Below are 21,636 nucleotides of genomic sequence, written 5' to 3' on the forward strand. Positions count from 1 at the left end.
GCGATTGTCCGCGAATCGACGGGAACAGGTCACGCACTAATTGCTGATAACATGGCTATCCGACCTTAAAACACTAGAGTCCGTGATGAGCCAACCCTGGAGCCCTGACAGCTGGCGCGCCCTGCCGATCCAGCAGCAACCCGTTTACCCTGACGCCGTGCATTTGCTGCAGGTCGAGCAAAGCCTGGCCAGTTATCCGCCGTTGGTGTTTGCCGGAGAGGCCCGGGAGTTGCGCCGTCAGTTTGCCGAGGTGACTCAGGGCCGGGCGTTTCTGCTGCAAGGCGGTGATTGCGCGGAAAGCTTTGCCGAGTTCTCGGCGGCAAAAATCCGCGACACGTTCAAAGTACTGCTGCAGATGGCGATCGTCATGACTTTCGCCGCGGGCTGCCCAGTGGTCAAGGTCGGTCGCATGGCCGGGCAATTCGCCAAGCCGCGCTCGTCGAACGACGAAACCATCAATGGCGTGACCCTGCCCGCCTACCGTGGCGACATTGTCAACGGCATCGGTTTCGACGAAAAGAGCCGGGTGCCGGACCCGGATCGGCTGCTGCAGTCTTACCATCAGTCTACCGCCACCCTGAACCTGCTGCGGGCCTTCGCCCAGGGCGGTTTTGCCGACCTGCATCAAGTGCATAAATGGAACCTGGACTTCATTGCCAACTCGGCCCTGGCCGAAAAGTACAGCCACCTGGCCGATCGCATCGATGAAACCCTGGCCTTCATGCGTGCCTGCGGCATGGACAGCTCGCCGCAACTGCGCGAAACCAGCTTCTTTACCGCCCACGAAGCGTTACTGCTGAACTATGAAGAAGCCTTCGTGCGTCGCGACAGCCTGACCAACGACTACTATGACTGTTCGGCGCATATGCTCTGGATCGGCGACCGTACACGCCAGCTCGACGGTGCCCATGTCGAGTTCCTGCGTGGCGTGAATAACCCGATCGGGGTCAAGGTCGGCCCGAGCATGAACACCGAAGAGCTGATTCGCCTGATCGACATCCTCAACCCGGACAATGATCCCGGCCGCCTCAACCTGATCGCACGCATGGGCGCGAACAAGGTCGGCGACCATCTGCCACAGCTGATCCGCGCGGTGGAAAGCGAAGGCAAAAAGGTGCTGTGGAGTTCCGATCCGATGCACGGCAACACCATCAAGGCCAGCAGCGGCTACAAGACCCGTGACTTCGAGCAGATCCTCAATGAAGTGAAGCAGTTCTTCCAGGTGCATGAAGCAGAAGGCAGCTATGCCGGCGGCATCCATATCGAGATGACCGGGCAGAACGTCACCGAATGCATCGGCGGCGCACGGCCGATTACCGAGGATGGTTTGTCGGACCGTTATCACACCCATTGCGACCCGCGAATGAATGCCGACCAGTCGCTGGAACTGGCGTTTTTGATTGCCGAGACCCTCAAGCAGGTTCGGCGTTGAATCAACAGGTTTTCGTCGTCTGATATACCGCCATCGCGAGCCTGCTCGCGATTCGGTTTGTCAGGCGACGCAGATATTTGTCAACGCCACCCGCAACCGCGCCGCGCTGGCCCTAGGGCAATTCAGCTGAATCTCCACCAGCCCCAACCAATCGGCCATCTGCCGCAGATTCCTGGCCAATGCCAGCATCCCCAGCTCATCCAGCCCCGGCTCTTCCTCATGCACGGCATGCACCGCCAGTCGTCCCTGAGCCCGTTCGGCCCGCAAATCGACGCGGGCGGCGATTCGCTCATTGTGTAAAAACGGCAGCACGTAGTAGCCAAAGACCCGTTTTGCCTGAGGTGTGTAGATTTCCAGCCGATAACGAAAATCGAACAACCGCTCGGTTCGGCTGCGCTCCCATATCAATGAGTCGAACGGCGAAAGCAAGGCGCTGGCCTCGACTTTGCGTGGGACTTTCGGCGCTGCCAGGCAATAGGCCGGTTGCCGCCAATCCTGCACCTCACACTGCAGCAACTCACCCTCCTCGACCAACTCGGCCAGGCGCGCTCGGCTGTCGGCAGGCGATAGCCGAAAATAGTCGCGCAAGTCTTTGTCCGTACCGACGCCCAGCGCACTGGCCGCATGCATCAATAGTCCCCGCTGAGCCTCGGCCTCGCTGAGTAGCGGTTGCTGCAGAATCGCCGCGGGAATGACCCGCTCCGGCAAATCATAAAGACGCTCGAAACCACGACGTCCCGAGACTGTGACTTCACCGGCGGCGAACAACCACTCCAGGGCATGCTTCTCGGCACTCCAGTCCCACCAGGGGCCTGCCCGTTCCTGGCGGGTCGACAAACTGCCGGCGCCGAGCGCCCCGCGTTCTTCGACCAGGGCCAGCACTCGACGAATCGTCTCCTGCTGCTCCCGACCGAAACGGGCCATCTGCTGATAAATGCCCTCCCCTTGGATCGCCCGCTGCATGCGCCAGCGCATCAAGGGATACATCGACAACGGCAGCAAGGATGCCTCATGCCCCCAATACTCGAACAACGTCCGTCGCCGGCCCTGACTCCAGGCCGCCTGGTCAAGCAAATCGGCTGAGTAATTCCCAAGACGGGAGAACAGCGGAAGGTAGTGCGAACGCACCAGGGCGTTGACCGAATCGATCTGCAGGATGCCCAGACGCTCGATCAACCGGTTGAGCTGGGTCGACTTGACCGTCGGTGGCGACTGACGCCCGGAGAACCCTTGGGCAGCCAACGCCAGACGTCGGGCCTGCTTCAAGGAAAAACACAGAGGAGTAGGCATTCAACGGCTCTTGATGATGACTCCCCCCACCTTAGCGGCAGGCGCACAAAACGCCAATGCCCGCAGGTTAACGCCTCAATGGGTCGTGCCAGAACGGCTGGACGGTATCCTTCATTACATCGGCTCGACTCAGGCCAATATCACGCAGCCTGTTGTCACTCATTCGAGCCAGCTCGACACGATCCTTACTCAACTGCCCCCAGCGACTCAGCTTCGCCAGTACAGTGGATAGATGCTGCCTTGATGTACAGAGAGCCAATCGGAGTGTTTCCACACCGACACTCATTGCATGTTGCTGTCGTTCCATGACGGTATTCCTCAGAGTGAAGATCGCAGTCTTGTGCAAGTGCTGGAGTGGATCTAGCGAACGTCTATGACCGTCTATTGCCAGATCGGCACCAACCCCATGGCTCGAGCTTTCACCCGGTGCCATGGGGTAGTGACCAGACGTTTCTACAGAGCATTGGATTTACTTGCCTTTACCCAGGGGATCTTCCCAGAAGTGCCGTTCGGATTCCTGCTCGACATCCGCCCGACTCAACCCGATATCCTTCAGCGCCTCGTCGCTCAGGCTGGCCAATAGCGCACGCTCTTTATTGAGCTGATGCCAGCGGGCGAACTTCTCCATCAGATGGTGCAGGGAGAAACCCTGGAATGAAAATTTGTCTACCAGTACATAACCTCTTTGACCTTTCATCGTGTTGCCCTCCAGTGGGGATGGCTAGAGTTTCGCGCTGGAGCTAAGATCAATCCAACGAATGTTTCTGATGCAACACATCTCGGAGATTGATCAATTGACCTACCCGAGCATCGACACTGAAGTCCTGCGCACCTTCGTCGCGATTGCCGACCAGGGTGGCTTTACCCGCGCCGGCGAGCTGGTCAATCGCACCCAGTCCGCGGTGAGCATGCAGATGAAGCGTCTGGAAGAAGACGTGTTGCAACGCCAGCTGTTTCAGCGTGATGGCCGCCAGGTGCGGTTGACCGCCGAGGGTCAGGTGCTGCTCGGCTACGCCCGGCGCATCCTGAAATTGCACAGCGAAGTGTTCAATACGCTGCGCGAACCGCATATGGTCGGCACCGTGCGCATTGGTACGCCGGATGACTATGTGATGCGCTTCTTGCCGGGGATTCTGTCACGCTTCGCAAAAACCTATCCGTTGATCCAGATCGAAGTGCATTGCGAATCCTCCAAGCAACTGCTGCTGCGCCAGGACCTGGATCTGTCCATCGTCACCCGCGAACCGGGCAACGAAATTGGCCAGTTGCTGCGCAAGGAGCGGTTTGTCTGGGCCGAGGCACAATGCTTCAGCGCCCACGAGCAGACGCCGCTGCCCCTGGCGATGTTCAACAGCGATTGTTTCTGCCGGCTCTGGGCCTGCAACGCCCTGGATGCTGCCGGGCGCGACTACCGCATCGCCTACAACAGCTCCAGCCTCTCGGCGATCATGGCCATCGTCAGCGCCGGTCTCGCGGTCACCGCGCAACTGGAGAGCCTGATCACCCCGGATATGCGCATCCTCGGCGCCGCCGAAGACCTACCGGTGCTACCTGAGGCCAGCATCATGCTGCTGCGTAACCTGAACACCCCATCGCCGATTACCGAATGCCTGGCTGAACACATCATCGAAGGCTTCAAACTTTAATCGCGAGTATCACCGCGCAAAGCACCAGAAAGCCGCAGAACAGCCCGCGCAGCAGGCGCTCCGGCATGGCATGGGCGATTTTCACCCCCCAACTGATGCTCAACAGCCCACCAGCCGCCAACGGCAAACCGATCATCCAGTCCACCTGATGATGGGCCGCATAGGTCACCAGCGTGACGCCGGTGCTCGGCAGGGCCAAGGCCAGGGACAGGCCTTGGGCGACTACCTGAGTGGTGCCAAAGAGGCTGGTCAATACCGGTGTGGCGACCACCGCCCCGCCGACGCCGAACAATCCCCCCATAGTCCCGGACGCGGCGCCCAACACCCCCAGCCAGGGCCACGGGTAACGCATTTGCGCAGTTACCGGCGCGCTGGCCACAAACATTCGCGCCAGGTTGTAGGCCGACAAGGCGATCAGGAACGCGACGAAGCCGATACGCATCACCCGCGCATCGATCCCGACCGCCCAGATCGAGCCCAGCCAGGCGAAGCAAAAGCCCATCAAGGCAAGGGGCATGGCATGGCACAGCTCAATCCGATTGCGCTGGTGATAGCGCCACAACGCCAGCATCACGTTTGGCACCACCATGACCAGGGCCGTGCCTTGAGCAATCTGCTGATCCAGACCGAACAACACGCCCAGAACCGGAATCGCGATCAGGCCGCCGCCGATACCGAACAACCCGCCCAGGGTCCCCAGGGCAGCACCCAGTGCCAGATACATCACTAACTCGATCACAGGCCATTCCCTCACGTCTGGCTATGCATGCTACGCAATCTGCTCTGGCGTGGAAACGCACAGCAACGCACAATGGCTATGCTAAACCCGCATAAGTGAACTCAACGCATGAACCCCAAACTCCTCACCGATCAGCTCGGCCTGTTTCTTGATGTACTGGAAACCGGCAGTTTCTCCGCCGCCTCGCGACGCCATCCGCTGACGCCATCGGCAGTCGCCCGACGTATCGACAGCCTGGAGAATGCCCTCGGCAGCCAATTGTTCATTCGCAGCACCCATGCAGTGCGCGCGACCCCGGCGGGGCTGGCCTTTGCCGAGCGAGCCCGACGGGTAGTCGCCGAATTGCGCCTGGCCCGGGCCGAAGCGGCCTCCCTGAGCGATGCCCCTGAGGGACTGATTCGGGTGGACGCCCCGGCCGCTTTCGGCCGCCGACACCTGGCCCCGGTAATTGCCGACTTCCTGGTGGTCTATCCGGGACTGGATGTTCAGCTGCACCTGATCGACAGTTTTGTCGACATGCAGGGTTCGAACCTGGGCAAGGTCGATCTGGTGCTGCGGGCCGGACAAATGGCCGATACCCGACTGGTCGCCACACCCTTGGCGAGCATGGTGCGGATTGCCTGCGCCAGCCCGGCCTATTTGAAACGTCGCGGTGCGCCGACCCATCCCAGGGAGTTGAGCGAACACGACGGCCTTGATTGGGAGGGACTGGCGCCGCCTTTCGCCTGGCGCTTCGAGCTTGATGGACAGCTGCAATCGTACCGCCCGCAACGCGTGCGCATGAGTGCCAACAATGCCGAAGCCCTGCTCTGCGGTGCGCTGGCCGGGTTGGGTATCGCCCATCTGCCGACCTGGCTGATCAGCGAGTATTTGCTGCGCGGTGAATTGCTGCCGCTGTTTTGCGAAAAGGGTCTGCCCAAACCGGAGACCACCGGGATTTATGCCCTGCGCCTCGAACAGCAGGCCAGTTCCCGCAGTCGATTATTATTGGAATATCTCAAGGTCCGATTCAGTCCTGTTCCGCCTTGGGATCTGGCCCTGCAGAGCGATCTGGGCTGGCAGTAGATAGAAAATTGTCTGGCACATTAAAGATTCGAGCTCTAAATTCAGGATCAGTAATGATCAAGGTCCCAACATGAAAAGCGTTAGTACCACCCCGGATAACTGCGACCAACTGCTACTCGACAATCAGTTGTGTTTTGCCCTGCATTCCACCTCGTTGTTGATGACCAAGGTCTATAAACCGCTATTGCAGGCCTTGGGCCTGACCTATCCGCAGTACCTGGCGATGATGGTGTTGTGGGAGCGCGACGGGTTGACCGTAGGCGAGATCAGTACCCGCCTGCTGACCGATCCCGGCTCATTGACGCCGCTGCTCAAGCGCCTCGAAGCCGAAGGCTTGTTGAGCCGCACCCGCAGCCGTGAAGACGAGCGTGTGGTCATCGTTGAATTGACCGCCCAAGGCCGCGCCCTGCGGGACAAGGCCCGGGATATCCCGCAATGCATCCTCGGCGCCAGTGGCCAGACCCTGGAGCAGATACGTAAGCTGCAAGGCGATTTGCTGGCTTTGCGTGGCCATTTGCAGGACAGCCTGTAGGCAGCCAATCAAACCGCAAAAGATCGCAGGCTTCGCCAGCTCCTACGCCGACCGCGTCCCCAATGGATTCCCGGATATACCCCCCGTAGATACAAGGAGCTGCCGCAGGCTGCGATCTTTGGGGGCCCTTCGCGCCCTGAAAATCTGTTGTGAAATTTATATTGCGCACTAACTATTTGCGAGCTACATTTATTTCGCACTTACTTGGCGCGCAAATATTTAGCGCAAATAAACCCATCAAAAAGAGACTCCGACCATGCAAACTCTCTATACCGCAGTCGCAACCGCTACCGGTGGCCGCGATGGCCGCGCGATTTCCAGCGACAATATCCTCGACGTGAAACTCGCCACCCCGAAAGAACTCGGTGGTGCTGGTGGCGAGGCAACCAACCCTGAGCAGCTGTTCGCTGCCGGTTACTCCGCCTGCTTCATCGGCGCATTGAAATTCGTCGCCAGCCAGAGCAAACGCAAAATCCCCGACGATGCCTCGATCACCGCCCATGTCGGCATTGGCCAGATCCCTGGTGGTTTTGGCCTGGATATCGACCTGCACGTCAGCCTGCCCGGCCTGGAACAGGCGCAAGCGCAGACCCTGGTCGATGCCGCGCATCAGGTTTGCCCCTACTCCAACGCCACCCGCGGTAACGTCGATGTGCGCTTGCACGTCACGGTCTGAACGCTGTACATCGTCGCGGCGTCCGAACGACGCCCACAAAAAAGCCCGACTCATTGGTCGGGCTTTTTTACACACGCGATTTAAGTCTGGCTTAAACCTTGGCGCGGCCCTTGTAGGAGCCACCTTCACGGGTGTCGATCTCGATCCAGTCGCCGATTTCAACGAAATCTGCAACGCTCAGCTCGGTACCGTTTTTCAGTTTGGCAGGCTTCATTACCTTGCCCGAAGTGTCGCCGCGAGCGGAACCTTCGGTGTAGTCAACCTGACGCACGATAGTGGTCGGCAGCTCAACGGAAACCAGACGCTCTTCGAAGAAGATTGCTTCGCAAACATCGGTCATGCCTTCTTCGACGAATGGCAGAACAGCTTCGATGTCTTCGGCGTTCAGCTCGTACATGGTGTAGTCAGTGGTGTCCATGAACGTGTAGGTGTCGCCGCTGATGAAGGACAGGGTCGCTTCCTTGCGGTCGAGGATTACGTCGTCCAGTTTGTCGTCGGCGCTGTAAACGATCTCGGTCTTGTAACCGGTCAGCAGGTTTTTCAGCTTGGTTTTCATGATCGCGCTGTTACGACCGGACTTGGTGAATTCAGCTTTCTGAACCAGCCAAGGGTCGTTTTCGAGCTTGATGACAGTACCGGGTTTCAGCTCTTTACCAGTTTTCATTACGAATATCCGAATTTGGATGGGATTTACAAAAATCTAGGCCGCGTATCATATCCAATTTAGGTAAAACTGTACCAGCGTCGCAGCAAGATCCGCCCGCGAGGCTTGTTCCAGAGACCATGCCTCGGCGTGTTCGGTCAGTTCAGGCCAGTGATTCTGCACCGCCAGCCAGTGTTCAGCCATATTTTGCCCGGCATTCCAGGCCCGCCACAAGCCGTTGAGCGCCGCTTTGGCGGGGGCTGACAAACCCTCGGTATACAGCGCCAGGAATGCTTCCAGCTTGTCCAGGTGGACATCGTCTTCCTGCTGATAAATATGCCACAGCAGTGGCCGCCCCGCCCACTGCGCCCGCACGAAAGAGTCTTCGCCGCGCACCGCATTGAAATCGCAGCACCATAACAGGCGGTCGTAATCGTCCTGTCGGACGAACGGCAACACCTGCACGGTCAGCGCGTTACGCACCTGTACCGCGCCCACCGACAACTCGTCGACTCCGAGCCAACGCTGCACATCGCCGAGAATCCGCCCTTCGGGGACCAGCAAATGGGTCGGTTTCGAATCCGCGGCCATGACGTCGAGCCAACTGGCCAGCCCGGTATTTTCATAGGTGAACAACGAGATCAGCCGTGCCTGCGCGATCGGAGCAACGCCGAGCCCCAGCAGGAACTCTTGCCGGGACCGGGGGTTTTGCTGAAACTGCCGACGCTGCTCGAGCAGGCCGGCCTCACGCAGCAAACCGCCGGTGCCGGCCTTGAATCCGGGAAAGAAGAAGTACTTCTGCACATGCTGGTATTTCACTGACGGCAAGCCATGGCAACCCACCGTCCAGTCCTCGGCACTCAAGTAATCGAGATTGAGCCACAACGGTTTTTTTTCCCGGGCGGCCATTGCCTCCATGTACGCCGTCGGCAATTGGCAAGCAAAGGCGGCAATCACCACGTCTGCCGCGGCCGTCGATTGCCACTCGGCGGACCAGTGGCAAACTTCGACCCCCTGTTGCCACTGCCGGGCCGCATTGACGTCGATGGATGGACACAAGCGTTCGAAAGCGCGCAGATCATCGACCCACAGTCGCACCGTGCAGGGATGTTCGGCGACCAGTTGCCGGGCCAGGCGCCAAGTCACGCCGATGTCGCCGTAGTTATCGACGACCGTGCAGAAAATATCCCAGGTGGCTTTCATTCCGGGCTCCATTTGGCAAAGGCGCCGATTGTCCGCATAAATGGTCTCGCGCAGAAGGGGGCGAAGTCGATTAATCTACGACAATTGCTCTTTGCCTGATCAAAGACTGCCTGCCAGGAGGCCGCCATGCCTTATCGTCCACACCCCCGTCGTTCAATGCCCATCAGCCTCAATCCGCTACAGCTGACCGGTAGCATCGCCCTCGGTCTGTGGCTGGGCTTCATGGCGATCGCATTGACCTGCTGGCTGGCTTCGCGATTTATCTTCAGTCAGCAGCTGGCGCCGGTGGCTGAGGCGGTTCAGCAGCTGACGAAACCGCCACTTGCCGAACCGAACCGCATGTTCGAGCAATACCAGGAAAACCTGCGCAAGAACGAACAGCAGCAAAGCCTGGACAATGCCCGCAACAACCTGCGCAATCTGTCCAACCCCAAATGCCAGTTCTGGCTGCAACAAGACCAGACTGCCCCCAGCGACAAGAGCCGGGCCAATGTCCTGCAATTCTGCGATTAACCATGAATAAACACACCGTCCACAGCCTGATCCTCGAAAAGCTCAAGGTCGATCTCGATATCGCCCAACGCGCCGCGCAAACAGCCTACGAAACCGCGACCCACGAAGAAAACAAAGCCGAGAACAAGTACGACACCCTGGGCCTGGAGGCTTCCTATCTGGCGACAGGCCAGGCCAGGCGCGTGGAAGAGATCAGGCAATCATTGGTGCTGTGCCAAAACCTGAGCCTGCGCCCGTATGACGAGCAACAAGGCATCCAGGTCGGTTCCTTGCTCGGCCTTGAAGACGACAACGGCAATCAGCAGTGGCTGTTTTTGGGCCCTGATGCGGCCGGACTGAAGGTCTATCTGGTGGGGCAGCTGATTACCGTCATCACCCCGCGCTCGCCGCTGGGCAAAAGCCTGCTGGGCAAATTCGAGGGCGATGAGGTGGAAATCAATGTGGCGGGCACCCGGCAACAGTTTGCTGTCACCGAGGTGAAATGAGTCCAGCGGTTTTTTAGTGGATCGGCAGCTCGACGCCGTCGAACAGCTCTTCCAGTTCCTGCTTGTTGTGGCACTGAATGGCCTTGGCCATGATTTCGCGCGTCAGGTGCGGGGCAAACTTCTCGATGAAGTCGCACATGAAACCCCGCAGGAAAGTGCCTCGGCGGAAACCGATCTTGGTCACGCTGGACTCGAACAAGTCACTGGCATCGAGCACTACAAGGTCGCTGTCGAGCTTGGCGTCGACCGCCATTCTCGCGACGATGCCCACGCCCAGCCCGAGACGCACGTAAGTCTTGATCACGTCGGCATCGGCGGCGGTGAACACCACTTTTGGTGTCAGGCCGCGATGGCTGAAGGCTTCGTCGAGTTTTGAACGACCGGTGAAACCGAACACATAGGTGACAATCGGGTATTCGGCCAGGGTTTCCAGGGTCAGCTTCGGCAACTTGGTCAGCGGATGGCCCTGGGGAACGACCACGCAACGGTTCCAGCGATAGCACGGCATCATCACCAGGTCGCCGAACAACTCCAGCGCTTCGGTCGCGATGGCAAAATCCACGGTACCGTCTGCGGCCATTTCGGCGATCTGCATCGGCGAACCCTGATGCATGTGCAAGGCGACGTCAGGGTATTGCTTGATGAAGCTGCTGATGACCGGCGGCAACGCATAACGCGCCTGGGTGTGGGTAGTGGCGATCGACAGGGTGCCTTTCTTCTCGTTGGAGAACTCCTGGGCGATCTGCTTGATGCTCTCGACCTTGCGCAGAATTTCGCCAGCCGTGGTGATGATGCGTTCACCGGCCGGGGTGACTCGCGTCAGGTGCTTGCCGCTGCGAGCGAAAACCTCGACCCCCAACTCGTCCTCGAGCAGGCGGATCTGTTTGCTGATACCTGGTTGCGAGGTGTAAAGGCTTTGGGCAGTAGCCGAAACGTTGAGGTCGTGGTGCGCCACTTCCCAGATGTAGCGCAATTGTTGAAGCTTCATATGTATCCCTCAAAGCAGGTAGACGCCACGGGCATCAGCGAACGGTATATAACTATATTAATGGTTTGAAGAATAAATCTAGAACTTTTTATCAAAGGCCAGAATTCAAGCCTCACCTGTCCCCGTGTCGCCGACGCTGCAGCAAAGGCACCAGATACACCGGCACCTGAGCCAACTGCAAAACCCGGGCGGCGGTCCGGCCCAACGGCGTTTCCCCACCGGCACCATGGCTATGACTACCTACGATCAACAAATCCACCGAGAGTTTCTGTGCCTGTTCGAGAATGACCTGTGACGGATCGCCCTGAAATACCCTGACCGACTGGATCAGTGCCAGGTCCTGCTGGCCCTCCCCCAACTCTTCGCGAAAGCTGTCGAGCACGCGCTGCTCGATATTGGCCATCACTGTGGACAGGCCCTGACTGTGCCATTCGTTCAAGGCCTGCTCATCGAGGTAACTCTGTAGCACCGATTCGGCGAACAGCCCCATGGGTTCGACCGCGTGAACCACGTACAGGTTGGCATTGAAGGTTCTAGCCAGTGCCAGAGCATGTTGCATCACATAGGGGGCGTACACACCGAGGTCAGTGGCATACAGCATCGAATGAATCATATGACCTCCTCGAACGCCAAATATGGCGGAGATTTGATTCAGCTTAGCAGTGCCTTGGCGAGTACGTAATTCTGCATAAAGCCTTGAACATTCGGCTTAAACCTTCTGCTCATTGCTGATGCCGTGGGGAACGTGTCCGGTGGCGACCACCTCGCGGGCCAATTCGCAATGACCGGCCTGATCGTCGAAAAACACGTCGGCGGCGAAGGCTTCAAGAAACGCCGACTTCGTCAGGCCGCCGAGAAACAAGGACTCGTCCAGACGAATATCCCACTCGCGCAAGGTCCGGATCACCCGCTCGTGGGCCGGTGCAGAACGTGCGGTCACCAGCGCCGTGCGAATCGGACAGGCGTTGTCGGGAAACTCTCGCTGCAGCAGATAGAGCGCCGCCAGAAAGCCTTTGAACGGCCCGCCGCGCAGTGGCTCACGAGCCGACTCGCGCTCACTGGCCTGGAAGGCCTCGAGCCCACCCGACTGATAAACGCGCTCGGACTCATCGGAAAACAACACCGCGTCACCATCGAAAGCGATACGCAATTCGCCACTGGCCGCCCGCCGGGCACCACCGGAGAGAATGGTCGCCGCGGCGAAGCCGGCGTCCAGTGCGCTGCGTACATCCTCGGCATGGGTTGACAGAAACAGATCGCAGCCAAAGGCCGCCAGATAGGGATAGGGACTGCGCCCACCGACAAAGGCGGCGCGGGAAATATCGAGACCGTAATGCTCAATCGAGTTGAATACGCGCAAACCGGTATCGGCGCTATTGCGTGAAACCAGCACCACCTCGACTCGCGCGCGACCGAGACTGGCATTGAGGCTGAGCAATTTCTTTACCAGTGGAAACGCATCGCCCGGTTCAAGGAACTCGTCCTCATGCTCGATCTGATACTGGCGATAGGCTTCGACTCCGTGCGCCAGGTAAACCTTATGGCTCTCGGTTAAATCGAACAACGCACGTGAGGAGATCGCCACTACCAGCTTGTCGCCCAAACCCTTTGCCATTTCGCTCCCCCTGGCTGACAGACTCAGCCGTTACGCCGATCGACAAAACTCAAAGCCTGATACAACGCCTCGATTTTCGGTAGCTCACAGCCTGCGGCGCTGGCGACGGCCAAGGGCCTGGCGTAGATCGCCGACAATTCCAACGGGCGTTTATGCAGATAATCGTGGTACATGCTCGGCCAGTAGTCCGGCATCTTTTCCGTCACCTTGAACAGATGTTCGGCATAGCCCGGCGGCATCGTATGACCGCAGGCCGACGCGCCCTGCACCACTTCGGCCATCAGCGCCTGAATGAGCTCGCGACTGCTGGCATCGGCCATCAACGGCGTGGTACTGGCGCCCAACAGCACTGAAAGACCGTTGTACGGTACATTCCAGACCAGTTTTTGCCAGCGCGCCTGCTGCAGGTTGGCCATGGCCTGAGAGTCGATGCCGGCCTGGCGAAACAGCCCGGCGCCTTGCTCGACGATCGCCTGGCGTGCCGCTTCATCAGCCTGGGCCGGGCCGCTGTGGTAGCCGACGTTCACCGTGCCCAGCGCTTGATGTTCGATCACACCCGGAGCTGTGCGATGCACGCAGATAAAACACAGGCCACCCAGCAGGTGCAGCGAATCCGGCAACAGCTCGCGCAGACTGTCTTCGACGTCCAGTCCGTTCTGCAACAGCAGCACTTTGGCTCCTGCAGCGGCGGCCTTGATGATTGCCGGTGCAAGCTCGGCGTTGCTGGTGGTTTTCGCACCCACCAACAGCCAGTCACAAGGCGGCATGTCGTCTGCGCAGGAATAGGCCTGGACCGGATTCAGCCTCAACTCGCCATGCATGGCGCTGTTGAGTTGCAAGCCATGTTCGGCGACCGCGGCAAATTCACTGCGCAACAGGAAGTGCACATCAAACCCGGCACGCGCCAGCATCACCCCGTAAAAACCGCCGATCGCCCCGGTTCCGATAATGCCGATTCGCGGCACTGCACCCATCATGGCAACTCCTCTGGAATTCGACTCAGCGCCTGACGCACGCTCTCATTGAGCTCATGGCGCGTCAGCCGCGACTGTAAAGCCCCGTAAAACTCGCCGTTGCGCACCACGAACAGCGCCGGCAAATGAAATACCTGATAACGCTCGACCGCCCCACCGTTGTGCCCCGCATCGATCCAGCACAGCCGATCGACCGCCAGATCCAGGCCGGGCAGCTGCTGGCGGGCCCAGCGGCAACTGGCGCAACCGACACTGGTGAAAATCACCAGCGACACGCCGTTCATCGCCAACAGCTGTTGATCGGCGTCGAAATCAGTCAGCTGCGATTGGGCCACTATACTGGGTGAAACAATGTCAAATAACCGAGACTCGGAGTCCGCGTTCATGAGACGTTTTCTACCTCATCCTGATGATGTTCCGGTCGAGTTGACCTTACGTAAACGTGAATGTATTTCCCGCCAACAGCTGCACTCTATCAGCCTCGGCGGCATGGCTTGCAATTATCACCGAGCCTGGCGCTACGGGACTGCACTGGAAGTTCGCATGCCAACCCTCGGTGAAAATGCATGCTACCTGGGCTATGTGGTCTGGTGCCTGCGACGCAAGCGAGGGTATTTGGTCGGAATTGCTTTTGTCGACGAACAGACGTTGTTCTGCGCGCGCATGGGCGAACAGGTTTGCCAGATGGCGCGTTATTGTCGCCTGCACGAGCCGCAGACCAAACATGAGGGCGTCGAAGCCGTGGCCCTGGAATGGGTTCAGCAGCATGCCGAGGAGTTCTCCCATGACCACGTCCGACAGGTATTTATGCAGCCTGTGCTGGATTAAACCCGCGCTTGCCCATTGTCGAGCCATGGTGTAACGCGCTAAGGTTCGGCTCCCCGACGCGCTTAAATCTGCTGTGCTCCGCCGCGCGGGGATCGCTGGCGGCCGGCACCCGTGACCTGACGAGTAAACGATGGCTGATTTACCGATCAACGACCTTAACGTCGCCTCCAACGAGACCCTGATCACTCCCGATCAGCTCAAGCGTGATATCCCTTTGAGCGACGCTGCCCTGCGCACCGTGACCAAGGGCCGCGAAGTCATTCGCAACATTCTTGATGGCACCGACCACCGCCTGTTCGTCGTCATCGGGCCTTGCTCGATCCACGATATCAAGGCCGCGCACGAATACGCCGAGCGCCTCAAGGCGCTCGCTGCGGAAGTGTCCGACACCCTTTATCTGGTGATGCGGGTCTATTTCGAAAAACCGCGTACCACCGTCGGCTGGAAAGGCTTGATCAACGATCCATACCTGGATGACTCGTTCAAGATTCAGGACGGCCTGCACATCGGTCGTCAATTGCTGCTGGACCTGGCCGAAATGGGTCTGCCGACCGCAACCGAAGCCCTCGATCCGATCTCGCCGCAGTACCTGCAGGACCTGATCAGCTGGTCGGCCATCGGCGCACGCACCACCGAATCTCAGACTCACCGTGAAATGGCTTCCGGCCTGTCCTCGGCGGTCGGCTTCAAGAACGGCACCGACGGTGGCCTGACCGTGGCGATCAACGCCCTGCAGTCGGTTTCCAGCCCTCACCGCTTCCTCGGCATCAACCAGGAAGGCGGCGTGTCGATCGTCACCACCAAGGGCAACGCCTACGGTCACGTGGTGCTGCGCGGTGGCAATGGCAAGCCGAACTACGATTCGGTCAGCGTCGCGCTCTGCGAGCAAGCGCTGAACAAGGCGAAGATCAAGCCGAACATCATGGTCGACTGCAGCCACGCCAACTCCAACAAAGACCCAGCACTGCAACCGCTGGTGATGGAGAACGTCGCCAACCAGATCCTCGAAGGCAATCAGTCGATCATCGGCTTGATGGTCGAGAGTCATCTGAATTGGGGCTGCCAGTCGATTCCGAAAGATTTGGCCGACCTGCAATACGGTGTTTCCATCACCGACGCCTGCATCGACTGGACCGCTACCGAAAAAACCTTGCGCAGCATGCACGCCAAGCTCAAGGATGTACTGCCCAAGCGCCAGCGCGGGTAACTGTGCCAAGAGGGCTTACTGTGGCGAGGGGGCTTGCCCCCGCTCGGCTGCGAAGCAGTCGTAAAATCTGTACACCGGTTTTAACTGAACGAACGCGTTGCCTGATTTAGGACCGCTTCGCGCTCCAGCGGGGGCAAGCCCCCTCGCCACAACAAGCTCCCTCGCCACAAGGTACGAAGTACGCCGCACAATTTGGTGATTAAAAAACCGGAACCTTAAAGGATTCCGGTTTTTTTATGCCTGCTCAACCAGACGCTCAGATAGCCGTCGCCCCGCCATCCACCGCCAGGGCGTGACCGGTGGTGAACGCTGCGCCATCGCTGCACAGATAGAGCACGGCGCTGGCAATCTCTACGACGGTGCCGATGCGACCGACCGGGTGCATGGCGGCGGCGAACTCGGCCTTCCTGGGATCAGCCTCATAGGCCCGACGGAACATGTCGGTGTCGATCACTGCCGGGCAAATGGCATTGACGCGGATTTTCTTCTTCGCATACTCGATGGCCGACGATTTGGTCAGGCCGATCACCGCGTGTTTCGACGCCGCGTAGATGCTCATCTTCGGTGCCGCACCCAGGCCGGCCACCGAGGCAGTGTTGACGATGGCGCCGCCGCCCTGGGCGAGCATCAGCGGCAGCTGATATTTCATACACAGCCAGACGCCCTTGACGTTGACCCCCATGATCGCGTCGAACTCGTCCAGGGTACCGTCGGCGAGCTTGCCCTTTTCGATCTCGATCCCGGCATTGTTGAATGCGTAGTCGACCCGGCCGTAGGCGATGACCGCTTGCGCCATCAGCTGCTGCACATCGGCTTCAAGGGTGACATTGCAGCGCACGAAAACCGCGTCGCCACCAGCGGCGCGAATCAGCTCGACGGTGCCCTCGCCTCCCGCCACATCCAGGTCCGCGACCACCACTTTCAAGCCTTCGGCGGCAAACGCCTGGGCCGTTGCGCGGCCAATACCGGCCGCCGCGCCAGTGACCAATGCGACCTTGCCGGAAAATGTCATGCTCATTGTTATGTCCTCGATGAAATGCGGGTGAGCGCAGTCTAGGCACAGCGGCCCGGGACGCAGCAGCACTATCAGAAGGCCAGTTGAGCACTTATGCGTTGCAGTGATAAAGACACCTTGGTGGCCTGTACTAGCCGCACAGACCACTAATCACTATCACCCGATTGGATCACAGGCTATTCGCTGCATCAGCAAACCTTGCGACATTGACCATCAGGGTCTATCAATCAGACTTCATTCATCATTGAGTGCCTTTCATGACTGCCCAGACCAATCGCCAATTCCTGCTCGCCAAACGCCCGGTGGGCCCCGCGACCCGCGAGAACTTCACCTATCAGCAAGTACCGGTCGGCGAACCGGCGGCGGGTCAGATCCTGGTCAAGAACGAATACCTGTCGCTGGATCCGGCCATGCGTGGCTGGATGAACGAAGGCAAGTCCTACATTCCGCCAGTGGGCATTGGCGAAGTGATGCGCGCGCTGGGCGTTGGCCAGGTCGTGGCCTCGAATAATCCGGGCTATGCTGTCGGCGACTACGTCAACGGCGCACTCGGGGTGCAGGACTATTTCCTCGGCGAGCCACGCGGCTTCTACAAAGTCGATCCGAAACTGGCACCGCTGCCACGCTATTTGTCAGCGTTGGGCATGACCGGAATGACCGCGTACTTCGCCCTGCTCGACGTCGGCGCTCCCAAGGCTGGTGAAACCGTGGTGATCTCGGGCGCGGCGGGTGCAGTGGGCAGCATTGCCGGGCAGATCGCCAGGATCAAGGGTTGCCGTGTAGTGGGCATCGCCGGTGGCCGGGACAAGTGCAAATTCCTGATCGACGAACTGGGTTTCGATGGCGCCATCGATTACAAAAGCGAAGACGTGGTCGCAGGGCTCAAGCGCGAATGCCCGAAAGGCGTGGACGTTTATTTCGATAACGTCGGCGGCGATATTCTCGATGCGGTGCTCAGCCGTCTGAACATGAAAGCCCGCGTGGTGATCTGCGGCGCCATCAGCCAGTACAACAACAAAGAGGCGGTGAAAGGCCCGGCCAACTACCTGTCGCTGCTGGTCAATCGTGCACGCATGGAAGGCTTTGTGGTGATGGACTATGCCGCTCAATTCGCCGCCGCCGGGCAGGAAATGGCGGGCTGGATGGCCAAGGGTCAGCTCAAGAGCAAGGAAGATATCGTCGAAGGACTGGAGACGTTCCCCGAAACCCTGATGAAACTGTTCAGTGGCGAGAACTTTGGCAAGCTGGTGTTGAAGGTGTCTTGAGACCGGATGCTGCGGTGCGTCCGTAAAAAGATCGCAGCCTGCGGCAGCTCCTACAGGGTGTACATCAATCCCGTAGGAGCTGCCGCAGGCCGCGATCTTTTGATCTTTACGCCAGTTCGGCCACTACCGCTGCCAAGGCCTTGGCCGGATCGGCCGCCTGGCTGATCGGACGGCCGATCACCAGGTAATCGGAACCGGCATCCAGTGCCTGACGTGGCGTAAGGATACGACGCTGGTCGTCCTGGGCACTGCCCGCCGGACGAATCCCCGGCGTCACCAATTGCAGGGATGGATGCGCGGCTTTCAGGGCCTGGGCTTCCAGCGCCGAGCAGACCAGACCGTCCATCCCGGCTTTTTCCGCCAATGCCGCCAGGCGCAGCACTTGCTCCTGAGGCTCGATGTCCAGACCGATTCCCGCCAGGTCCTCGCGTTCCATGCTGGTCAGCACGGTCACGCCGATCAGCAGCGGCTTGGGACCGGTACGCTGATCGAGCACTTCACGACAGGCGGCCATCATGCGCAAACCACCGGAGCAGTGGACGTTGACCATCCACACGCCCATTTCTGCGGCAGCCCTGACGGCCATCGCGGTGGTGTTCGGGATGTCGTGGAATTTCAAGTCGAGGAAGACTTCGAAACCCTTGTCACGCAAGGTCCCGACGATCTCCGCGGCACAGCTGGTGAACAGCTCCTTGCCGACTTTGACCCGGCACAGTTTCGGGTCCAGCTGATCGGCCAGCTTCAGCGCGGCGTCACGGGTGGGGAAATCCAGGGCGACGATGATAGGAGTCTGGCAGGCGGACATGAGTAGGCTCTCAGGCAAGTCGAAATCGGCGCGCATTGTAGCGGAACCAGCCTCAATGCGGGACCCAATGATCGGTAATTCATTCTCGAGACTGACATGCGGATCAGTGCTTGTCGCTCACCTTTGCCTGGCTGGTGCTCCAGTCGGTCAACAGGCTGTAGGCCACGGCCAGCAGGGTCGGGCCGATGAACAGACCGATAAAGCCAAAGGCAATCAAGCCGCCAAACACCCCGAGCAGGACGATCACCAGCGGCAGATTGCCGCCGCGGCTGATCAGGTAGGGTTTGAGCACGTTGTCGACGCCACTGATGATGAACATGCCCCAGACCCCAAGGAACACCGCCATGCCGTAATCGCCTTTCCAGGCCAGCCAGGCGGTCGCCGGAATCCACACCAGCGGCGGGCCCATAGGGATCAGGCTGAGCAGAAAGGTGACGATACCCAGCACCAGCGCGCCAGGCACACCGGCAATCAGGAAGCCGATCAGCGCCAGGACCGCCTGTGCGGCCGCCGTGCCGATCACGCCGTTGACCACCCGCTGGACCGTGCCCGCCACCAGTTCGATGTAGTAACCGGCGCGGTCGCCGATCAGCCGTTCCAGCAAACGATGGACGAACATCGCCAGGCGCGGCCCGTCGCGATAGAAGAAAAATACAAAGACGATGCTCAAGGTCAGCTCGAGAATCCCGCCGCCGATCTGTGCGCTGCGCGCCAGCAACCAGTTGCCGACCTGCCCCAGATAGGGTTTGACCGCGAGCATCATCGCCGCGCCCTGTTGGTCGATGCTGTTCCAGACCCCGAGCAGCCGCCCGCCGACAAAAGGAATGCCCGCCAGCCAGGTCGGTGCTTCGGGAAGGCCATCGACCTGCACATCCTTGATAAACGCCACGGCGTCACGCACATGGTCGGCCAGATTGAAGCCGAGCCAGACCAGCGGAACCGCCACCAGCAACATCCAGCCAAGGGTCAAGAGCGCCGCGGCGAGGGACTCGCGGTCATTCAGCCAACGGGTCAGCAAACGCATCAGCGGCCAACTGGCAAAAGCCAGCACCGCGCCCCAGAACAGCGCCGACCAGAACGGCGCCATTACCCAGAAGCTGGCGCCGAACAACACCAGGAGCAGGATCTGCACCAACAGGCGATCGTTATTGGGCATGAAAGATCTCGTGAAAGGGTCAATCGATAAGAGTAGGCGAACAGCACGGAGGCTTGGTCGCCTTGAGAAGATTTATCGCAGCAATTCGATGTGCAGGCCTGACGCTTGCGCGCTCCCTGTCTCCATCCGCGCCGCCAGCACACCCTGCCCGATCAGCGCCTGGCGCCAAACCTCGGCATTGGGCCCGGAAACACTGACCCGCATCGTGGTATCGAGGTTCAGCCCGCGAGCCAACAAGGTCAGCCAGGCCGGTAATGGCTCACCGTCGAGCTTCGGAAAATCCAGCTCGCCGGTGTCCTTGAGTTGGCGCAATAAGGTCGCGGAAGTGGGCATCAACTCGCCCAAGGGTGTGCTGGCATCAAATTGCTCGACATGCAGGTAAGCCCGACGATTGCCGCGAGTGATGCTGTACAGCGCCACCAGCGAATTGTCCCGGGGTGCCGCCAGACGCAACAGCAGGTAAGCCTGCTGCTCGTCGGAGCCATAGAGCTTGGCATTGCCGAAGACCTCGTTGGCCCACAGGCTGCTTTCCCCGCAATCGCGAGCCTGGCACCAGAACAACAGCTCCGCGCCCTGCTTTTGCAAGGCTTCACGGGCGGCGGTAAACGCTTCGGTGGACGAATGCTCGGGCGGCAACTGGTAGGTCACGGAGGTGGCTTGCCCGCGGGCGCTGACCTGACCGTCGAAACGCAGCTGACCGCTTATTTTGCGGATCGACCCCAAAGGGTAGATCCGCTCCAGCTCCGCGGTAGGCCGGTATTCGACAATCTGCGCATCGGGTAACCGCGGCACTATGGGTAAATCCTGGCTGCCGGGAACATCGGCAGCGAACAACAGCGGACTGAAACAGACCAGCCCGAGCATATTGATTAAACGCATGGGTACTCTCATCGGATCAGCATGGCCTGAGCGCCTTGGATGACACTCGCATCGTCGATGCGCGGCGGCACCAGCAAGCCGCGCTGCACTGCCGGGCGGGCCTCCAGGGTGGCCATCCAGCGCTGCAAGGCCGGCAAGCCGTCTACCGAGACCCCGGACCACTCATGGCCACGGACCCAGGGAAAGGTCGCGATGTCGGCAATGCTGTAAGCGCCGGCCAGAAACTCGGCCGCTTGCAGGCGAGTGTCCAGCACTTCGTACAAGCGGCGGGTTTCATGTTGATAACGGTCGATGGCGCCCTGGAGCTTCTCCGGGAAATAGCGGAAAAACACATTGGCCTGGCCCTGCATCGGGCCGATGCCGCCCATCTGGAACATCAACCATTGCATCACCAGCGAGCGCCCCTTGGGATCGCCGGGCATGAGTTTCCCGGTCAACTCGGCCAGATAGATAAGGATGGCGCCGGATTCGAACACGGCGAAGTCGCCATTGGCGCGATCGACAATCGCCGGAATCCGGCCATTGGGATTGATCTTGAGAAAATCTGCAGCCTTCTGTTCCTTTTTATCGAAACTCAAGGCATGCACTTTGTAAGGCAGGCCGAGTTCCTCGAGCACGATAGAGACCTTGTGGCCATTCGGAGTCGCAGCGGTGTAGAGATCTATCATGGTTGTCTCCCA

26 protein-coding genes are annotated in these 21,636 nt (G+C 59.6%); 10 read left to right on the forward strand and 16 right to left on the reverse strand.

Features of this window, described 5'->3' with window-relative positions; translation table 11 throughout:
• Positions 1–85: 85 nt before the first annotated feature.
• Positions 86–1,432 carry a class II 3-deoxy-7-phosphoheptulonate synthase gene (locus tag AC3IUA_RS20560; RefSeq protein ID WP_489356744.1) on the forward strand — a complete coding sequence of 449 codons (1,347 nt, stop codon included), beginning with the start codon at positions 86–88 and terminating at the stop codon, positions 1,430–1,432.
• Between the two features lie 60 nt (positions 1,433–1,492).
• On the opposite strand, the gene AC3IUA_RS20565 is transcribed toward AC3IUA_RS20560, so the two are convergent.
• The 3 genes from AC3IUA_RS20565 to AC3IUA_RS20575 form a co-directional block, all read right to left on the reverse strand.
• Positions 1,493–2,722 carry a winged helix-turn-helix domain-containing protein gene (locus AC3IUA_RS20565; RefSeq protein WP_489356745.1) on the reverse strand — a complete coding sequence of 410 codons (1,230 nt, stop codon included), beginning with the start codon at positions 2,720–2,722 and terminating at the stop codon, positions 1,493–1,495.
• 67 nt (positions 2,723–2,789) lie between these two features.
• Entirely contained in the window at positions 2,790–3,155 is a 366-nt protein-coding gene (locus AC3IUA_RS20570; RefSeq protein ID WP_489356746.1) for a DUF1127 domain-containing protein, read from the reverse strand.
• Between the two features lie 36 nt (positions 3,156–3,191).
• Entirely contained in the window at positions 3,192–3,419 is a 228-nt protein-coding gene (locus AC3IUA_RS20575) for a DUF1127 domain-containing protein (RefSeq protein WP_489356747.1), read from the reverse strand.
• Positions 3,420–3,516: 97 nt separating this feature from the next.
• Here AC3IUA_RS20575 and AC3IUA_RS20580 point away from each other — a divergent pair, with 97 nt between their 5' ends.
• Positions 3,517–4,368 carry a LysR substrate-binding domain-containing protein gene (locus AC3IUA_RS20580; RefSeq protein ID WP_489362417.1) on the forward strand — a complete coding sequence of 284 codons (852 nt, stop codon included), beginning with the start codon at positions 3,517–3,519 and terminating at the stop codon, positions 4,366–4,368.
• Here AC3IUA_RS20580 and AC3IUA_RS20585 read toward each other — a convergent pair.
• Positions 4,358–5,107, reverse strand: coding sequence for a sulfite exporter TauE/SafE family protein (locus tag AC3IUA_RS20585; RefSeq protein ID WP_489356748.1), 750 nt, complete (start codon positions 5,105–5,107; stop codon positions 4,358–4,360). The genes AC3IUA_RS20580 and AC3IUA_RS20585 overlap by 11 nt on opposite strands.
• A gap of 108 nt (positions 5,108–5,215) precedes the next feature.
• On the opposite strand from AC3IUA_RS20585, the gene AC3IUA_RS20590 reads away from it, so the two are divergent.
• From AC3IUA_RS20590 to AC3IUA_RS20600, 3 genes are all read left to right on the forward strand, one after another.
• The gene (locus AC3IUA_RS20590; RefSeq protein ID WP_489356749.1) at positions 5,216–6,172 is read left to right on the forward strand and encodes a LysR family transcriptional regulator; all 957 of its coding nucleotides are present in this window, start codon (positions 5,216–5,218) and stop codon (positions 6,170–6,172) included.
• A gap of 70 nt (positions 6,173–6,242) precedes the next feature.
• Positions 6,243–6,704: a MarR family winged helix-turn-helix transcriptional regulator gene (locus AC3IUA_RS20595; RefSeq protein WP_489356750.1), complete on the forward strand. Its 462-nt coding sequence runs from the start codon at positions 6,243–6,245 to the stop codon at positions 6,702–6,704.
• A gap of 256 nt (positions 6,705–6,960) precedes the next feature.
• On the forward strand, positions 6,961–7,380 hold the full coding sequence (locus AC3IUA_RS20600) for an organic hydroperoxide resistance protein (protein ID WP_489356751.1): 420 nt from the start codon (positions 6,961–6,963) through the stop codon (positions 7,378–7,380).
• 91 nt (positions 7,381–7,471) lie between these two features.
• Here the strand turns inward: AC3IUA_RS20600 and AC3IUA_RS20605 are convergent, their stop codons facing one another.
• Both AC3IUA_RS20605 and earP read right to left on the reverse strand, forming a co-directional pair.
• A complete protein-coding gene (locus tag AC3IUA_RS20605) occupies positions 7,472–8,044 on the reverse strand; it encodes an elongation factor P (protein ID WP_419117214.1) in 573 nt (190 codons plus the stop codon).
• A gap of 48 nt (positions 8,045–8,092) precedes the next feature.
• On the reverse strand, positions 8,093–9,226 hold the full coding sequence (gene earP / locus AC3IUA_RS20610) for an elongation factor P maturation arginine rhamnosyltransferase EarP (protein ID WP_489356752.1): 1,134 nt from the start codon (positions 9,224–9,226) through the stop codon (positions 8,093–8,095).
• A 126-nt stretch (positions 9,227–9,352) separates the two neighbouring features.
• Between earP and AC3IUA_RS20615 the strand changes: the two genes are divergently transcribed.
• Positions 9,353–9,739, forward strand: a complete 387-nt coding sequence (locus tag AC3IUA_RS20615; protein ID WP_489356753.1) for a hypothetical protein — start codon at positions 9,353–9,355, stop codon at positions 9,737–9,739.
• 2 nt (positions 9,740–9,741) lie between these two features.
• Positions 9,742–10,224: a GreA/GreB family elongation factor gene (locus AC3IUA_RS20620; protein ID WP_489356754.1), complete on the forward strand. Its 483-nt coding sequence runs from the start codon at positions 9,742–9,744 to the stop codon at positions 10,222–10,224.
• Positions 10,225–10,237: 13 nt separating this feature from the next.
• Here AC3IUA_RS20620 and cysB read toward each other — a convergent pair whose 3' ends face one another.
• From cysB to AC3IUA_RS20645, 5 genes are all read right to left on the reverse strand, one after another.
• On the reverse strand, positions 10,238–11,212 hold the full coding sequence (gene cysB, locus AC3IUA_RS20625; protein WP_489356755.1) for an HTH-type transcriptional regulator CysB: 975 nt from the start codon (positions 11,210–11,212) through the stop codon (positions 10,238–10,240).
• Between the two features lie 112 nt (positions 11,213–11,324).
• Positions 11,325–11,825, reverse strand: coding sequence for a universal stress protein (locus tag AC3IUA_RS20630; RefSeq protein ID WP_489356756.1), 501 nt, complete (start codon positions 11,823–11,825; stop codon positions 11,325–11,327).
• 96 nt (positions 11,826–11,921) lie between these two features.
• Positions 11,922–12,827, reverse strand: a complete 906-nt coding sequence (locus AC3IUA_RS20635) for a 5'-nucleotidase (protein WP_489356757.1) — start codon at positions 12,825–12,827, stop codon at positions 11,922–11,924.
• Between the two features lie 23 nt (positions 12,828–12,850).
• Entirely contained in the window at positions 12,851–13,804 is a 954-nt protein-coding gene (locus tag AC3IUA_RS20640) for a putative 2-dehydropantoate 2-reductase (RefSeq protein ID WP_489356758.1), read from the reverse strand.
• A complete protein-coding gene (locus tag AC3IUA_RS20645; protein WP_489356759.1) occupies positions 13,801–14,187 on the reverse strand; it encodes a thioredoxin family protein in 387 nt (128 codons plus the stop codon). The genes AC3IUA_RS20640 and AC3IUA_RS20645 overlap by 4 nt, the downstream gene beginning before the upstream one ends.
• On the opposite strand from AC3IUA_RS20645, the gene AC3IUA_RS20650 reads away from it, so the two are divergent.
• Positions 14,186–14,629 (forward strand): PilZ domain-containing protein, encoded by a 444-nt coding sequence (locus AC3IUA_RS20650; RefSeq protein ID WP_489356760.1) that lies wholly within the window; start codon positions 14,186–14,188, stop codon positions 14,627–14,629. The two genes, AC3IUA_RS20645 and AC3IUA_RS20650, sit on opposite strands and share 2 nt — an antisense overlap.
• Positions 14,630–14,759: 130 nt before the next feature.
• Positions 14,760–15,836, forward strand: coding sequence for a 3-deoxy-7-phosphoheptulonate synthase (locus AC3IUA_RS20655; RefSeq protein ID WP_489356761.1), 1,077 nt, complete (start codon positions 14,760–14,762; stop codon positions 15,834–15,836).
• A gap of 256 nt (positions 15,837–16,092) precedes the next feature.
• Here AC3IUA_RS20655 and AC3IUA_RS20660 read toward each other — a convergent pair whose 3' ends face one another.
• Positions 16,093–16,854: an SDR family oxidoreductase gene (locus tag AC3IUA_RS20660; RefSeq protein WP_489356762.1), complete on the reverse strand. Its 762-nt coding sequence runs from the start codon at positions 16,852–16,854 to the stop codon at positions 16,093–16,095.
• Positions 16,855–17,108: 254 nt separating this feature from the next.
• On the opposite strand from AC3IUA_RS20660, the gene AC3IUA_RS20665 reads away from it, so the two are divergent.
• Entirely contained in the window at positions 17,109–18,116 is a 1,008-nt protein-coding gene (locus tag AC3IUA_RS20665) for an NADP-dependent oxidoreductase (RefSeq protein WP_489356763.1), read from the forward strand.
• Positions 18,117–18,222: 106 nt separating this feature from the next.
• Here AC3IUA_RS20665 and pyrF read toward each other — a convergent pair whose 3' ends face one another.
• The 4 genes from pyrF to AC3IUA_RS20685 all read right to left on the reverse strand — a co-directional run bounded on the left by pyrF (position 18,223) and on the right by AC3IUA_RS20685 (position 21,624).
• Positions 18,223–18,921, reverse strand: coding sequence for an orotidine-5'-phosphate decarboxylase (gene pyrF / locus AC3IUA_RS20670; protein WP_489356764.1), 699 nt, complete (start codon positions 18,919–18,921; stop codon positions 18,223–18,225).
• A 103-nt stretch (positions 18,922–19,024) separates the two neighbouring features.
• Positions 19,025–20,077, reverse strand: coding sequence for an AI-2E family transporter (locus tag AC3IUA_RS20675; RefSeq protein WP_489356765.1), 1,053 nt, complete (start codon positions 20,075–20,077; stop codon positions 19,025–19,027).
• A gap of 72 nt (positions 20,078–20,149) precedes the next feature.
• Positions 20,150–20,968, reverse strand: coding sequence for a DUF4892 domain-containing protein (locus tag AC3IUA_RS20680; protein ID WP_489356766.1), 819 nt, complete (start codon positions 20,966–20,968; stop codon positions 20,150–20,152).
• Positions 20,965–21,624: a glutathione S-transferase family protein gene (locus AC3IUA_RS20685; protein ID WP_489356767.1), complete on the reverse strand. Its 660-nt coding sequence runs from the start codon at positions 21,622–21,624 to the stop codon at positions 20,965–20,967. Before AC3IUA_RS20685 ends, AC3IUA_RS20680 begins: the two co-directional genes overlap by 4 nt.
• Positions 21,625–21,636: the final 12 nt, after the last annotated feature.

Source organism: Pseudomonas sp. KH_050 (assembly GCF_057838875.1).

Excerpts from the sequence above, each read along its gene's own strand:
- cysB (WP_489356755.1), bottom strand. The coding sequence starts at position 11,212 with ATGAAGCTTCAACAATTGCGCTACATCTGGGAAGTGGCGCACCACGAC.
- AC3IUA_RS20655 (WP_489356761.1), top strand. The coding sequence starts at position 14,760 with ATGGCTGATTTACCGATCAACGACCTTAACGTCGCCTCCAACGAGACC.
- AC3IUA_RS20605 (WP_419117214.1), bottom strand. The coding sequence starts at position 8,044 with ATGAAAACTGGTAAAGAGCTGAAACCCGGTACTGTCATCAAGCTCGAA.
- earP (WP_489356752.1), bottom strand. The coding sequence starts at position 9,226 with ATGAAAGCCACCTGGGATATTTTCTGCACGGTCGTCGATAACTACGGC.
- AC3IUA_RS20565 (WP_489356745.1), bottom strand. The coding sequence starts at position 2,722 with ATGCCTACTCCTCTGTGTTTTTCCTTGAAGCAGGCCCGACGTCTGGCG.
- AC3IUA_RS20660 (WP_489356762.1), bottom strand. The coding sequence starts at position 16,854 with ATGAGCATGACATTTTCCGGCAAGGTCGCATTGGTCACTGGCGCGGCG.
- AC3IUA_RS20685 (WP_489356767.1), bottom strand. The coding sequence starts at position 21,624 with ATGATAGATCTCTACACCGCTGCGACTCCGAATGGCCACAAGGTCTCT.
- AC3IUA_RS20645 (WP_489356759.1), bottom strand. The coding sequence starts at position 14,187 with ATGAACGCGGACTCCGAGTCTCGGTTATTTGACATTGTTTCACCCAGT.
- AC3IUA_RS20600 (WP_489356751.1), top strand. The coding sequence starts at position 6,961 with ATGCAAACTCTCTATACCGCAGTCGCAACCGCTACCGGTGGCCGCGAT.
- AC3IUA_RS20615 (WP_489356753.1), top strand. The coding sequence starts at position 9,353 with ATGCCTTATCGTCCACACCCCCGTCGTTCAATGCCCATCAGCCTCAAT.
- AC3IUA_RS20595 (WP_489356750.1), top strand. The coding sequence starts at position 6,243 with ATGAAAAGCGTTAGTACCACCCCGGATAACTGCGACCAACTGCTACTC.
- AC3IUA_RS20665 (WP_489356763.1), top strand. The coding sequence starts at position 17,109 with ATGACTGCCCAGACCAATCGCCAATTCCTGCTCGCCAAACGCCCGGTG.
- AC3IUA_RS20570 (WP_489356746.1), bottom strand. The coding sequence starts at position 3,155 with ATGGCACCGGGTGAAAGCTCGAGCCATGGGGTTGGTGCCGATCTGGCA.
- AC3IUA_RS20635 (WP_489356757.1), bottom strand. The coding sequence starts at position 12,827 with ATGGCAAAGGGTTTGGGCGACAAGCTGGTAGTGGCGATCTCCTCACGT.
- pyrF (WP_489356764.1), bottom strand. The coding sequence starts at position 18,921 with ATGTCCGCCTGCCAGACTCCTATCATCGTCGCCCTGGATTTCCCCACC.
- AC3IUA_RS20575 (WP_489356747.1), bottom strand. The coding sequence starts at position 3,419 with ATGAAAGGTCAAAGAGGTTATGTACTGGTAGACAAATTTTCATTCCAG.
- AC3IUA_RS20675 (WP_489356765.1), bottom strand. The coding sequence starts at position 20,077 with ATGCCCAATAACGATCGCCTGTTGGTGCAGATCCTGCTCCTGGTGTTG.
- AC3IUA_RS20640 (WP_489356758.1), bottom strand. The coding sequence starts at position 13,804 with ATGATGGGTGCAGTGCCGCGAATCGGCATTATCGGAACCGGGGCGATC.
- AC3IUA_RS20630 (WP_489356756.1), bottom strand. The coding sequence starts at position 11,825 with ATGATTCATTCGATGCTGTATGCCACTGACCTCGGTGTGTACGCCCCC.
- AC3IUA_RS20620 (WP_489356754.1), top strand. The coding sequence starts at position 9,742 with ATGAATAAACACACCGTCCACAGCCTGATCCTCGAAAAGCTCAAGGTC.
- AC3IUA_RS20590 (WP_489356749.1), top strand. The coding sequence starts at position 5,216 with ATGAACCCCAAACTCCTCACCGATCAGCTCGGCCTGTTTCTTGATGTA.
- AC3IUA_RS20650 (WP_489356760.1), top strand. The coding sequence starts at position 14,186 with ATGAGACGTTTTCTACCTCATCCTGATGATGTTCCGGTCGAGTTGACC.
- AC3IUA_RS20680 (WP_489356766.1), bottom strand. The coding sequence starts at position 20,968 with ATGAGAGTACCCATGCGTTTAATCAATATGCTCGGGCTGGTCTGTTTC.
- AC3IUA_RS20560 (WP_489356744.1), top strand. The coding sequence starts at position 86 with ATGAGCCAACCCTGGAGCCCTGACAGCTGGCGCGCCCTGCCGATCCAG.